This is a genomic window from Lysobacter korlensis (assembly GCF_042434515.1).
The window spans coordinates 272,903-285,785 of sequence record NZ_JBHLTG010000005.1 but is presented as its reverse complement, the minus strand read 5'-3'; the positions used below and the strand labels follow the sequence as shown (position 1 = coordinate 285,785).

The window sequence follows — 12,883 nt, the reverse complement described above, 5'->3', positions numbered from 1 at the left end:
CCACCCGGGCTGCCGCGGTGTCGGCGGCGACGCTGGTTCGCTGCGTCGCGGCGACGATGCCGCGATGCCGGTGGGTCGAGATCACGAGCCCACGCTAGCGGGCGTGACCCTGCTCGCGAACGGTGACTGACCGTTTGCAATACGTTTGACAGACGCACCAGGGCTTCGGCCTGCATCCGACCGGCGAACCCCGCCGGACGACGCCTCGAGGAAGAGACGCCATGACGCAGCACCCCATCGCAGACGGACTGGATCCAGATGAGCTCCAAGTCCACCGCGACGCATGGGAGTGGTTCACCGCCGTGGAGGGTCCCGGGCTCGGCCGGGTGTCCACCGGGAGCGATCCGGCGGTGACGCCGGAGGGCGGCATCCTTGCCTTCACGGCCGGCCGCAGGGTCAGCCTCGATTCGGGGCGACACACCACCATCGCCCTCCTGGACACCGCGAGCGGCGAGCTCCGGACGATCGGCGAGGGCTGCCACGACCGGCTGCCCCGCTGGTCGCCGGACGGCACACGCCTAGCGTACCTTTCGGACCGGGCGAAGAAGCATGTGCAGCAGGTGGTGTGGACGGCGCCCGGCGACCCGGAGCTGCTCACCCACGGGCCTCAACTGCAGGGTGTGCCGGAGCACCTCGAGTGGTCGCCCGCCGGAGACCGGCTGCTCGTCACGGTGCGGGAGGAGGAGTCGGCGACGCGGCCCGGCGCACCCTCCTGGTGGCCGAAGGTGGACCGGCCCGCCGCGCCGGCCGGATGGCGGCAGCTGCAGGTGATCGATGTCGCGTCCGGCGCGGCGCGGCGCATCTCGGCCCCCGGGTGGACGGTGTGGGAGGCGGTCTGGGCAGGACCCGAGATCGTCGCCATCGTGAGCACCGCGCCCGGCGAGGAGGCCTGGTACCGCGCGCAGCTGGTGCGCTTCGACGTCGGGGCCGGTGACGCCGGCCCGGTCGAGCCGCGGGCGCTGCACACCAGCGACGTGCACCTCGGCAGGCCGTCCGCGTCACCGGCTGGCTCCCGGGTGGCGGTCGTGGAAGCATTCTCCAGCGATCGCAGCCTCGTCGCGGGCGACCTGGTGCTGCTCGAGGGCGGATCGCCCGGGCGCCGGCTGGACACCCTCGGCACCGACGTCGCGCACTCCGCCTGGCGGAGCGACGATGTGCTCTTCTTCGCCGGCGTCCGCGGTCAGCAGACCGTCGCCGGCGAGATCGACCTGGAGACCGGCGCTGCCCGGGAGCTCTGGGTGAGCGACGGCTCCACCAGCGGCGTGTACCCGCAGGCGGTCCAGGATGCGGCCGGAACGATCTACGCGCTCGCCGAGAGCTACCGGCGTGCACCGCACGCCGTCGCCGTGCGGGACGGGGAGGAGCGGATGCTGGCGGACCTGTCGCATGCGGGATCGGAGCATCTGCTGGCGCAGGCGGGCGACATCCGGCGCGTCCACTGGACGGGGGCGGACGGCCTGCCGCTCGACGGGTTCCTGGTGACCCCACCCGCGGAGGTGGCGACCGCCCCGTATCCCGTGGTGTTCGACATCCACGGCGGACCGGTGTGGACCTGGCACGACCAGTACGCCATGCGCGGCTCGACGGGGCCGTTCCTCGCCTCGCGCGGCTACGCCGTGCTGTACGTCAACCAGCGCGGCGGCACCGGGAAGGGGCAGGAGTTCGCGCGCCTGATCGCAGGCGACATGCACGGTGCGGACACCGGAGACTTCCTCACCGCGGTGGATGCGCTCGCCGGGGAGGGCCTGATCGATGTGAAGCGGGTCGGGCTCACCGGCACGAGCTACGGCGGCACCATGGCCCTCTGGCTGCCCACACAGGATCAGCGGTTCGCGGCGGTGGTCGCGGTGTCGGGTCTCACGGACTGGGTGAGCTTTCACCACACGACGTGGATCTCCGACTTCGACCTGTTCTTCCTGCCCGGGAAGCCGCTCGACCCGAACGGCGAATACATCCGGCGAAGTCCCCTGATGCACTCGGCGCGCATCGAGACGCCGGTGCTCATGATCACCGGCGCGCTCGACCGTGACGTGCCGCCGAGCCAGAGCCTGGAGCTGCACCGGGCCCTGACGATGCGAGGTGCGGTCTCTGAGCTGGTGACCTATCCGGAGGAGGGGCACGTCGTCGGGGATTTCCCGGCGGTGGTCGACTTCGTCGCGCGGCATGTGGCGTGGTTCGAGCGGCACATGCCGCCGGATCTTCGACGAACCGGTTCCGCGTCCTGAGCGGATCGCTCTTGCGGCTCCGGCTCAGCCCCTCCGCCGGCCCGCATCCAGCGGTCGGTTCGGGCACGCAGGCTGAGGGTGAGCGCCCGGGCACCGAGATAGCCGAGTGAGAAGGCCGCCTGCAGCCAGAACAGCTCCACCGGCGACGGAAGGGATGCGCCTGCCACCAGCACCAGGAGTGGCGCGTAGAGCGCCAGGTTCACGATCCCGGTCCAGGCGAGGTACCGTGCATCGCCGGCACCGATGAGCACACCGTCGAGCACGAACACCAGGCCGGCGAGCGGGATGCCGGCCGCCAGGATGAGCAGCGCCGGCAGCAGCGCCTCGTGCACGGCGGGATCCGCCGTGAACACCGGGCCGAGCACGGGGCTGAGCAGCGCGACGATCCCACCGAGCAGCACCCCGCCGCCGACCCCGAGCTCCACCAGCCGCCAGGTGACGGCGCGCACGCGGGGAAGGGCCGCAGCACCGAGGTCGTGGCCGATCATCGCCTGACCGGCGATCGCCAGCGCGTCGAGCACGAAGGCCAGTGTGCCGAACAGGGTGAGCGAGATGTGCAGCGCCGCGAGCTCGATGGCGCCGATCGCCGTGCCGACCGCCACCGTCGCCACCATCGCGGCGCGGAGACTCGCAGTGCGCAGCAGCAGCCATCCGCCGGCCGCCGCCGCGCCACTCACCCCTGCGAGACCGGGGCGGAGGCTGATCCCCGTGGTGCGCGCGGCGCGCACCGCGATTCCGAGATACACCGCCGCCATGCCCCACTGTGCGACCACCGTCCCGAGCGCAGACCCGGCGATCCCCAGCCCCAGCCCGAAGATGAACAGCATGTTCAGCACGGCGTTCGCCCCGAATCCCGCCGCGGCGACGATCAGCGGGGTGCGGGTGTCCTGAAGACCGCGCAGGAGTCCCGTGGCGGCGAGCACCAGCAGCATGCCGGGAAGGCCCCAGACCGACACCTGCAGATAGGTCGCCGCCTGCCCGGTGACCTCCGCATCCGCGCCGAACACCGCCACAAGCGGGCCGGCGAGCGGCACGCCGACCGCGACGAGCGGAACGCTGAGGGCGGCGGCGAGCCACATCCCGTCGATCCCGGCGCGGACTGCGCCCGGCCGGTCGCCGGATCCGAGCCGCCGGGCCACGGCCGGGGTGGTGGCGTACGCGAGGAAGACCAGCAGGCCGACCGCCGTCTGCAGGATGGTGCCCGCGATCGCCAGGCCCGCCAGCGGCTCGGCGCCGAGGCGCCCGACGAGTGCCGTGTCGACCAGCAGGAACAGGGGCTCCGCCACCAGCGCGCCCAGCGCGGGCAGGGCGAGCCGGAAGATCTCGCGGTCGAGCGGCGACCGCAGACGGCTCAGCACGCTTGAAAGAAGTAGCCGGGGGAGCCGGTGGGCATCAGGTCGCGGTCGCGGATGATGGTTGCCGAGGGGGTGGTCGGGCGGCCGCAGACCTCCTCGGCCGAACCGCGGAGCGCGTCGGCGTATTCGATGTTGAACACACTCGAGCCGAACGAGTCGGTGAACACCCGGCACTCGTCGAAGCGGTCGCACTCCTCGCTGATGACGAAGTCGAAGCCGGCCTCCTCACGGCCCCGGCTGCCGAGCTCCGGGGTGTTCTTCTGCCCGGCCGCGAGTCCCAGTTGGTGCGCGCGCAGCACCAGCCGCCTCGCCATGTCGATCGCATGCTCGAGCGTCAGGCGCCCGTCCGACCGGGAGTACGAGTCGAGGTTGTCGAACTCGACCGCCTGGAACCCAGCGTCCGCGCACGCGGCGATCGACACGGCCAGGCGTTCGAAGATCAGTTCCCGCTTCGCCTCGGTGGAGATGTCCAGCAGGTGCTCGTCAGGCCAATCCGGGTCGACGACCGGCGCCCCGGCGTTCTCACGCAGCAGGAGGTCGTCCGGCCAGTCGGCGCCCGGCTGTGTCTGGAATCCGTTCACGTAACAGATCGAGTAGAGGCCGGTCGCCGGTGGCTCGGTGCTGTCACGGACCACCAGGGCCACGTCGGCCGGAGGCGAGTATGCGCCGCCGAGCTGGTAGTCGAACGGGGCGTACCACGGCGGGAGCTCGACAGGGGGAGGGGATGCCGCGGGGGCGATCGCGCTGCACGCCGAGACGACCAGCAGCGCCGCGCCGGCGAGCCCGCCGCGCATCAGCCGGGCGCGACGCGATCTCACGCGCACCAGCAAATCACAGCCTGCCCGTCGTGCGGAGCGCGCGCGGCCGCGGCCGATCAGCCGAAGCGCTCGACCAGTTCGTCGAGAGCGCGGTCCAGCTCGGCGTCCACCTTGCGGCGGGCGGGATCGGCGTCGTACCAGTCGACGATCTCCCTCGCCCCGTCGACGAACGGCACGGTCGCCACATAGTCCGGCACCACGGACTTCACCTTGCTGTTGTCGAAGATCACCGAGTGCGCCTTGTCGCCGAGGAGGCCTGGACCCATCGAGGGGATGTGCTTGGCGAGCTGGTCCGACGCGACGTGCACCACGTTCGCCTCCGTGCCGGCGGCTGCGGCGAGCAGGTCGGCGATGCCGTTCCATGTCAGCACCTCGTCGGAGGTGATCTGGAACGTGTCCCCGATCGCCATCGGATGCCCCAGCAGGCCCACGAACGCCTTCGCGAAGTCGGTGTTGTGCGTCATCGTCCAGAGCGATGTGCCATCGCCGTGGATCACGATCGGCCTGCCCTGGCGCATCCGCTCGATGGCGGTCCAGCCGGCGTCGAGGGGGATGAGGGTGCGGTCGTAGGTGTGCGACGGACGCACGATCGTCGCCGGGAATCCGCTCTCGCGATATGCCGCGACGAGCACGTCCTCGCTCGCGATCTTGTTCCGCGAGTACTTCCACCAGGGGTTCCGCAGCGGCGTCGACTCGGTGATCGGCAGGCGTGCGACCGGCTTCTGATACGCGGATGCGGATGAGATGTAGACGTACTGGCCGACCCGTCCGGAGAAGATCTCGAGATCGGCGCGCACCTGGTCCGGCGTGAAGGAGCGGAAGTTGGCGACGACGTCGAACTCATGGCCCTTCACGGCCTCGCGGATCGACTCGGCGTCGTCGGCGTCTCCGGTCAGGTGGCGCGCGCCCTCGATCGGCGGCCGGGTGGTGCTCTCGCCCCGGTTCAGGAGGGTCAGCTCGATCCCGCGCTGCACGGCAAGCGCGCTGCAGGCCGAGCTGATGATGCCGTTGCCGCCGATGAACAGCACTCGCAGTGCGGTCATGTGGAACTCCCTCGTCGCACGACCGGGCGGAATCACCCGACTCGGCGACTCTACTTCTCCGGTCTGGCGGAGAACCCGAGTGCTTGTCCTGAGGCACGTCGAAGTGGCCAGCGGGCACAGATACGCTTGCAGTCATGACTACGCGCGCCTCGGAGTCCAACGGTTCGCTTGCGTCGGGCATCCTGCTCGACGAACTCGATACGGGCGTCCGTCCGCAGGACGACCTCTACCGGCACGTCAACGGCAGGTGGATCGAGCGGACCGCGATCCCAGACGACAAGGCCCGCTACGGGTCGTTCCTGGTGCTCGCCGAGGAGGCGGAGCAGGCGGTGCGCGACATCCTCGAAGAAGCACGGCGGGCCGAGCCGGGCACCGAGGAGCGGAAGTTCGGCGACCTGTACTCCAGCTTCCTCGACGAGACGCGGGTGCAGGAGCTCGGTGCCGAGCCGATCCGCCCGCTGCTGGCGCAGATCGAGCATGGGTCGAGTGTTCCCGAGTTCCTGAAGGTGCTCGCCCGCTTGGAGCGGGGCGGCATCTCCGGCATGTTCCAGCTGTTCGTCGACAACGACCCCGGCAACCCGGAGCGCTACCTGGTCTTCCTGGAGCAGGCCGGCCTCGGGCTGCCCGACGAGTCCTACTACCGCGAGGACAAGTTCGAGTCCGTGCGGGCCGAGTACCGCTCGTTCCTCGAGAAGATGTTCGCGCTCGCCGGGATCGACGGCGCGGCCGACCGCGCCGAGCGGGTGTTCGCGCTGGAGACGGAGCTCGCGTCGCACCATTGGGACAACGTGCGCTCCCGCGACAGCAGCGCGACCTACAACCTGCGCGCCTGGACCGATGTGGTGTCGGCATCCGGGCTGCCGTTCGAGCTCTGGCGTGAGGCGCTCGGGGCCCCCGACGCGGCGTTCGACGAGCTGGTCGTCCGGCAGCCCAGCTTCCTGGAGAGCCTCGGCGGCGTGCTCACCGAGGACCGGCTGGAGAGCTGGCGCGACTGGCTTCGCTGGCAGGTCATCCGCTCGAACGCCGCCTACCTCTCGACCGAGTTCGTGAACGCGAATTTCGACTTCTACGGCCGGGTGCTGACCGGCACGCCGGAGTTGCGGGCGCGGTGGAAGCGCGGCGTCTCGCTGGTGGAGCACGCCATGGGCGAGGCGGTCGGCCGGATCTACGTCGAGCGGCACTTCCAGCCGGCGGCGAAGGTGGCGATGGACGAGCTGGTCGAGAACCTCGTCGAGGCGTACCGGCAGAGCATCCAGGACCTCTCCTGGATGACGGACGAGACGCGGGCGAAGGCGCTCGAGAAGCTCGAGAAGTTCACGCCGAAGATCGGCTACCCGGTGAAGTGGCGGGATTACTCGAAGCTCGAGATCGACCTGGCCGACCTGATCGGCAATGTGCGAGCGGTCTCGGAGTTCGAGTTCCAGCGGGAGCTCGGCAAGATCGGGAAGCCGCTCGACCGCGATGAGTGGTTCATGACGCCGCAGACCATCAACGCGTACTACAACCCCGGTTTCAACGAGATCGTCTTCCCAGCCGCCATCCTGCAGTTCCCGTTCTTCGACGCGTCCAGGGACGCGGCGGCGAACTACGGCGCGATCGGCGCGGTGATCGGGCACGAGATCGGTCACGGCTTCGACGATCAGGGATCGAAGTACGACGGTGACGGGCGCCTGATCGACTGGTGGACGGACGAGGACCGCGCGGCGTTCGAGCGGCTCGCCGGGGCACTCATCGAGCAGTACAACGCGCTGTCGCCGCGGCAGCTGCCGGATCACACCGTGAACGGCGCTCTCACGATCGGCGAGAACATCGGTGACCTCGGGGGGCTCGGGATCGCCTGGAAGGCGTACCAGCTCTCCCTCGCGGGCGAAGAGCCGCCGGTGATCGACGGGCTCACCGGCGCCGAGCGGTTCTTCCTGTCCTGGGCGCAGGCGTGGCAGGCGAAGCTGCGCGACGAGGAGGCGCTGCGACTGCTGTCGATCGATCCGCACTCTCCGAACGAATTCCGCTGCAATCAGATCGTGCGGAACATCGACGAGTTCTACGCGGCATTCGGTGTGACCGAGGAGGACGAGCTCTGGCTCGACCCGGAGGAGCGCGTCACCATCTGGTGACGCGGCCGGATTCGGGGGGATCGGTAATGCCAGACGGCGCTCGGACGCGCGAGCGCGCGCAGCGCAGGCGTTCGCCGCGGGTGGGCAGGCACCGCGGGGAGGTCGAGAGGGGGGATTTCGCCCGCACGTTCAGCGCGCTCGGGAATCTCGCGTACGAGGGTGCGCAGGTGTCGGCGAAGGCGGTGGACGTCGAGACGGGCCAGGTGCTCGTGGCCATCGACGACCGGATCGTGCTGCCGACCGCGAGCATCGGCAAGATCCTGCTCCTCATCGAGATCTCGGCCCGCCTCACCGGCCGCGACGATGCCGGCTACGGCATCCTGGACAAGACGCCGAGGGACCTGGTCGGTGACAGCGGCGTCTGGCAGCACCTGCAGGCGCCGTCGCTGCCGGTCGCAGACCTTGCGACCCTCATCGGCGCCACGAGCGACAACCTGGCGACGAACGTGCTGCTGCGGCAGGTGGGCCTGGATGCCGTGCGCACCCGGGCGGAGTCGCTCGGCCTGATGAGCACCGCCCTGCTCGACCATGTCCGCGACACCCGCGGCCCGGACGACGCGCCGCAGCTGTCGGTCGGCTCGGCGGCGGAGCTGAGCTGGCTGCTCGCCGCGCTCGCCCGCGGTGAGATCGTCGACCCGCTGACGAGCGGCCGGGTGCTCGGCTGGCTGTCGCTCAACACGGACCTGTCGATGGTGGCGAGCGCGTTCGGCCTCGATCCGCTCTCGCACCGCGGTCCCGAGCATCACACGCAGGTGATCAACAAGACCGGCACCGACCTGGGCGTGCGTGCCGAGGTGGGGGTGCTGCGCGGGTCGCGGGCGAGCGTCGCATACGCGGTCGCGGTCCAGTTCTCGGACGAGAACCTCTCGGACCGCCTGCGCGTGCTCGATGCGATGCGCACCATCGGGTACGACGTGCTGGAGTACGTGCACTGAGGCTCGCAGCGGATGCTACACCGGCCCGTTCAGCCGCTTGAGAAGCGCATCCTCCGCCTCGTACGGGAACCACTGCTCTATTCGCGCGCCCTCAGCCGGGAATGCCGCACGCCAGTGTCTGTCCCGCAGTTCCTCCAGGATCCATTCGACCGCGTCGCGCACAGCATCCGCGTACGTCGCCGCGGGCCGGTACCCCAGCCGGTGCGCGGCGTCCATCGAAAGCACGAGCGGGGACGGCACGCCCCATGGTGATGCGCCCACGCGCTCGACCGGCGGGCCTTCCAGCGGGACGATCTCCGCATCCCAGCCCATCGCGCCGAAAATGATCTGTCCTATCTCGGCGACGGTGGGCGCTTCATCGTCCACCGCGTTCAGCGCCCGATTGCCGGGCTGTTCGGCGCAGAGCGCTATGAGGGCGGCGATGTTCGCGGTGGCGCTCGTCGAGAAGCGGCTGCGTCCGCCATAGGCCAGCGGTACGCGCCGGCGCCGGTCGAGCGCCCGCTGCACGAAGAACAGTTCCCGCGGGGCGCTGCCCCCGGGTCCGTGGATCGCACCGGGACGGAGGATGCTGACCGGTGTCCTTCCGGCGAGCAGGACCCGCTCCATGGCCGACTTGTCGGCGGAGTACCCGGGCCCCTCGGCAGTGACGGTCGGTTGGTCCTCGGTCACCGGATCGGGGTACTCCGGGAAGCCGGTCTCCTCCGAGACATCCAGGTAGCGTCCGTCGGAGTCGGCGTACACCGAACCGGTGGAGATGACAACAAGGTTCCCCGCATCGAGCGACAGCAGCTGCTCCGCGTGCGCAGTGGTGAAGGCGACGGTGTCTACGACGGTGTCGAACCCGTCGGCAGCGTCGCGCAGCGCCTCGGTGTCCTCGCGGTCGAGCGCGATCGCCGATCGGTTCCCCACTGTTGCCCCGCTCCTCGAGGCAAGGGTCACCGCGAACCCCGCCTGCTCGAGCGCCGGAGCCGCAGCGCGGGCGATCTGCCCGGTGCCGCCGATCACGATCGCACGCTTCATCCTCGAGCCGCCATGACAGAAACGCTACCGAGCGTTGCCGCTCCGGCGTCCACCCCCGATCCGGCGTGGTGCTTTTACCACGATCCGGTCGAACGCTACGTTCTGACGAACCGGCTCACATCGGATTCCAGGGTTCCCAAGTCGGCGCCCGCCCGATCGGAGCCCAACCGAAGGACAGTCAGCATGAGCACCGAGAATCCGGTCTACAAAGTCGGCGACGTCGTGAACGGCCACCGCCTCACTCAACAAGCGGACGGTTCGCTCGCGTGGCTGCCGGTCGCGGCTGTCCCGGTTGAGGCCACCACCCCGGTGGGGGCTGCTTCCCGCGCGAGCACACCGAGCGATCCGCCAGGAGCTCCCGACTACAAAGTCGGCGACGTGGCGAACGGCCACCGCCTTACGCAGCAGTCCGACGGTTCACTCGCATGGCTGCCCGTCGAGGCTTCGGCCCCGGCGGCCGCCGCGGCCCCGGCGAAAAAGTCGAAGAAGGGGCTTTGGATCACCCTCGGCGCAGTCGGGGCGGTGCTGCTGCTGTTGATCGTCATCGGATCCCTGAACCGCCCCCGCGTCGATCCTGCCGCTTTGCAGACGCCCACCCCCGCGGCCTCTGCCGAAGAGGCGGTCGAGGAGGAGCCCGTCGAGGAGGAGCCGCCCGCGGAGGTCACCGTCCCCGACGTCACCGGAATCCCCGCCGGCGACGCCATCGCTCAGCTGGAAGCCGCCGGCTTCGAGGTTCTCGCCGTGGACGACATGGACGCGACAGTCACCGGCACATCGCCGGCGGCAGGCGAAACCGCCACCGAGGGCAGCACGGTGACTCTGACCGTCGAGGAGAAGCCTGAGTTGACGCTCGGCCAGCAGAATGCGGTGGGGAAGGCGGAGCAGTACCTATCGTTCACCGACTTCTCCCGCACGGGTCTCATCGAGCAGTTGGAGTTCGAGGGCTTCAGCACCGAGGAAGCCACGTTCGCCGTCGACTACTTGGACCCTGACTGGAACGCGCAGGCCGCAGGCAAGGCGGAGTCGTATCTCGAGTTCACCTCGTTCTCCCGCCAGGGGCTGATCGACCAGTTGGTCTTCGACGGCTTCACGCCGGAACAGGCCGACTTCGGAGCCGACGCCGTCGGCTACTGATCACGAGCCTCGCTCCATCTTCTTCGCCTACGGGCAATCGACACCTCTCCCTCACAGGTGTGGTGAACCAGCCTCTCACCAGCAAATCTGTGGAGAGAACTTCTCCACATCTACTAGAACAAACGTTCTCCTCGTGGGAGAATGGAGGCATGCCAGCAGTGGTGGACCTTCTCGTCGAAGCGAAAGCGACCGTGTCGCAGCTGCCGACGAGCCGGGAGCAGCTGGCGCCGCTGGATGACGACCAGCTGATGCAGGTGCAGCGGCTGCTGGCGGACGTGGACCGGATGGTTCGGGCCAGTTCCGCGGCGACTGCGGGTGAAGTCGCGTGGCGGTCTCGGCCGGAGCTTGGCTATGCGGGTCTGGCGCAGCGGACCGGTGCGCGGACGGCGGAGTCGTTGGTGCAGCAGCTGACCGGGTCGACCGGGCGGGAGGCGGCCACGCTGGTGCGGGTCGGGAACGTGATGGCCGAGGCCGAGCTGCTGCCGTCCGGTCCCGAGGCGGGTGTCGGGCCGGACCATGATGCTGATCCGGGTGGCTCTCCGGCGACTGAGCCGGCCGTGGAGGGGCCGTGGGATGGCACCGGCACGGCGTGGCTGGCGCCGGTGGGTCGTGCGGTCTCGGATGGCTCCCTGCCGGTGGCGGCGGCGGACGCGATCCGGTCCGGGTTGGGAGTGCCGTCGGAGACGGTCACGGTGTCGCAGCTGACGTTGGCCGCTCGGTCATTGGTGACCGAGGCCGCGGTGCTTCACGCGGATCAGCTGTTCAAGCGTGCCCGGGCGGTGCGGGACGAGATCGACGCGGCCGGGGTGGCCGAGCGGGAGCGGCGGCGGCATGAGCTGCGCTATCTGCGGGTGTTCAAACGCCGGGACGGGATGGTTCGGGTCGATGGTCTGCTGGCTCCGGAGTCCGGGGGTGCGGAGGTGCTCGCCGCCGCTGAGGCGATCACCGCACCACGGCGGGGTGGTCCCCGATTCGTGGACGCGGCCGAGCAGCAACGTGCGAAGCGGATCCTGGACGATCCGCGCACCTCGGAGCAGCTGCAGGCGGATGGGTTCGTCGAGCTGATTCGGCTCGGTGTCACCGCCGACCCGGGCAGCATCGTCGGCACACGCAAGCCCGCGGTGCGGGTGCTGGTGACCTCCGACGACGTGCAGCAGCCCGACGGCGACCAAACCGGCACCCAGAACCGGGGGATCGGCTGGCTCGAGGGCCATTCGGACGCGGTGTCGATCGGCACGGTGCGGCGCACCATCTGCGAGACCGGGATCATCCCGATCCGCTTCGACGACGACGGGCAGTGCCTGAACGTCGGCCGCGAGCAGCGCCTCTACACAGCGGTGCAGCGGATCGCGCTGGCTACCAGGGACGGCGGCTGCCGGTTCCCCGGCTGCGACCGGCCCCCATCCTGGTGCGAAGCGCACCACCTCCATCAATGGGCCCGCGACGGCAGAACCGACCTCGCCGACGGAATCCTGCTCTGCCGGCACCACCACATGCTCATCCACAACAACCATTGGCGAATCAAACGCGACGGGGCGAATTACCTCCTGATCCCACCGCGGGAACGCGACCCCGACCAGACACCCATCCCCATGCCGTCGAAGAGTCACGCCCTCGCCGACCTGCAACGCCGACGACGAGCCGGCTGAACGGCACCCCGGGCGAAAACGCTGTGGGCGGAAAGCACACAAGCAACTCCGCCGATATCGTCCCTGCTTCTCCACCACCCCGCTCAGGCGACCCGCTCGCGGATCCAGCACCCGGCTCCGACCCTGCGCTGCCCCAGATACCCCAGCTTCGACTCGGGCTGCATCGGGATAATGGCCCCATGATCTCGCCGGAGCTGGCACACGAACTGCGCTCAGCAGGTCTTGTCTGGCACCCGCAGTCCGGCGACCAGTTCCAGATCAACGTGCCGGACCTCGACGTGGACGTCTTCACCGTCAGCGACATGACGATCGAGGCGCACCACTATCCGACCGGATCGATCCTGGGGTTCAACGGCACCACCGAATGGGCGCTCGACTCCGTCGCCCTCGAAGACGCGCTTTGGCTGCCACGGGAAGACCAGCTGCGCGAACTCCTCCGCACCACGTTCCGCTCACTCACCCGCCTGACCGACGCCTACCGCGTCGAGATCGAACTGCACGGCGAGGGCCGATCCTTCGAACACCCCGAGCCCGCCGAGGCGTACGGCTTGGCGCTGCTGGCGCTCATCCAGCTCAGCGTCGCCTGACCA

Annotated in this window: 9 protein-coding genes and 1 pseudogene; 6 read left to right on the top strand and 4 right to left on the bottom strand. The window is 69.8% G+C overall.

Annotated features, from left to right (window positions below; all coding sequences use genetic code 11):
* The first annotated feature begins 221 nt into the window (after positions 1-221).
* Complete coding sequence (locus ACFFGH_RS20705; protein WP_386671847.1) at positions 222-2,225, top strand: prolyl oligopeptidase family serine peptidase; 2,004 nt, start codon at positions 222-224, stop codon at positions 2,223-2,225.
* A gap of 176 nt (positions 2,226-2,401) precedes the next feature.
* Here the strand turns inward: ACFFGH_RS20705 and ACFFGH_RS20700 are convergent.
* The 3 genes and pseudogenes from ACFFGH_RS20700 to ACFFGH_RS20690 form a co-directional block, all read right to left on the bottom strand.
* Positions 2,402-3,583, bottom strand: a pseudogene (locus ACFFGH_RS20700) (MATE family efflux transporter); the annotation flags it as partial.
* Positions 3,577-4,404, bottom strand: coding sequence for an endo alpha-1,4 polygalactosaminidase (locus ACFFGH_RS20695; RefSeq protein WP_386671845.1), 828 nt, complete (start codon positions 4,402-4,404; stop codon positions 3,577-3,579). The gene ACFFGH_RS20695 and the pseudogene ACFFGH_RS20700, both read right to left, overlap by 7 nt.
* 50 nt (positions 4,405-4,454) lie before the next feature.
* Positions 4,455-5,441 (bottom strand): SDR family oxidoreductase, encoded by a 987-nt coding sequence (locus tag ACFFGH_RS20690; protein ID WP_386671843.1) that lies wholly within the window; start codon positions 5,439-5,441, stop codon positions 4,455-4,457.
* Between the two features lie 134 nt (positions 5,442-5,575).
* Here ACFFGH_RS20690 and ACFFGH_RS20685 point away from each other — a divergent pair, with 134 nt between their 5' ends.
* Together ACFFGH_RS20685 and ACFFGH_RS20680 are read left to right on the top strand one after the other, a co-directional pair.
* The gene (locus ACFFGH_RS20685; protein WP_386671842.1) at positions 5,576-7,555 is read left to right on the top strand and encodes a M13 family metallopeptidase; all 1,980 of its coding nucleotides are present in this window, start codon (positions 5,576-5,578) and stop codon (positions 7,553-7,555) included.
* A gap of 26 nt (positions 7,556-7,581) precedes the next feature.
* Complete coding sequence (locus ACFFGH_RS20680) at positions 7,582-8,490, top strand: serine hydrolase (protein ID WP_386671840.1); 909 nt, start codon at positions 7,582-7,584, stop codon at positions 8,488-8,490.
* Positions 8,491-8,505: 15 nt separating this feature from the next.
* Here ACFFGH_RS20680 and ACFFGH_RS20675 read toward each other — a convergent pair whose 3' ends face one another.
* A complete protein-coding gene (locus tag ACFFGH_RS20675) occupies positions 8,506-9,510 on the bottom strand; it encodes an NAD-dependent epimerase/dehydratase family protein (protein ID WP_386671838.1) in 1,005 nt (334 codons plus the stop codon).
* A gap of 183 nt (positions 9,511-9,693) precedes the next feature.
* Between ACFFGH_RS20675 and ACFFGH_RS20670 the strand changes: the two genes are divergently transcribed.
* From ACFFGH_RS20670 to ACFFGH_RS20660, 3 genes are all read left to right on the top strand, one after another.
* Positions 9,694-10,644, top strand: a complete 951-nt coding sequence (locus ACFFGH_RS20670) for an Ltp family lipoprotein (protein WP_386671836.1) — start codon at positions 9,694-9,696, stop codon at positions 10,642-10,644.
* Between the two features lie 149 nt (positions 10,645-10,793).
* A complete protein-coding gene (locus ACFFGH_RS20665) occupies positions 10,794-12,293 on the top strand; it encodes an HNH endonuclease signature motif containing protein (protein WP_386671834.1) in 1,500 nt (499 codons plus the stop codon).
* A 179-nt stretch (positions 12,294-12,472) separates the two neighbouring features.
* Entirely contained in the window at positions 12,473-12,880 is a 408-nt protein-coding gene (locus ACFFGH_RS20660) for a hypothetical protein (protein WP_386671832.1), read from the top strand.
* Positions 12,881-12,883 lie beyond the last annotated feature (3 nt).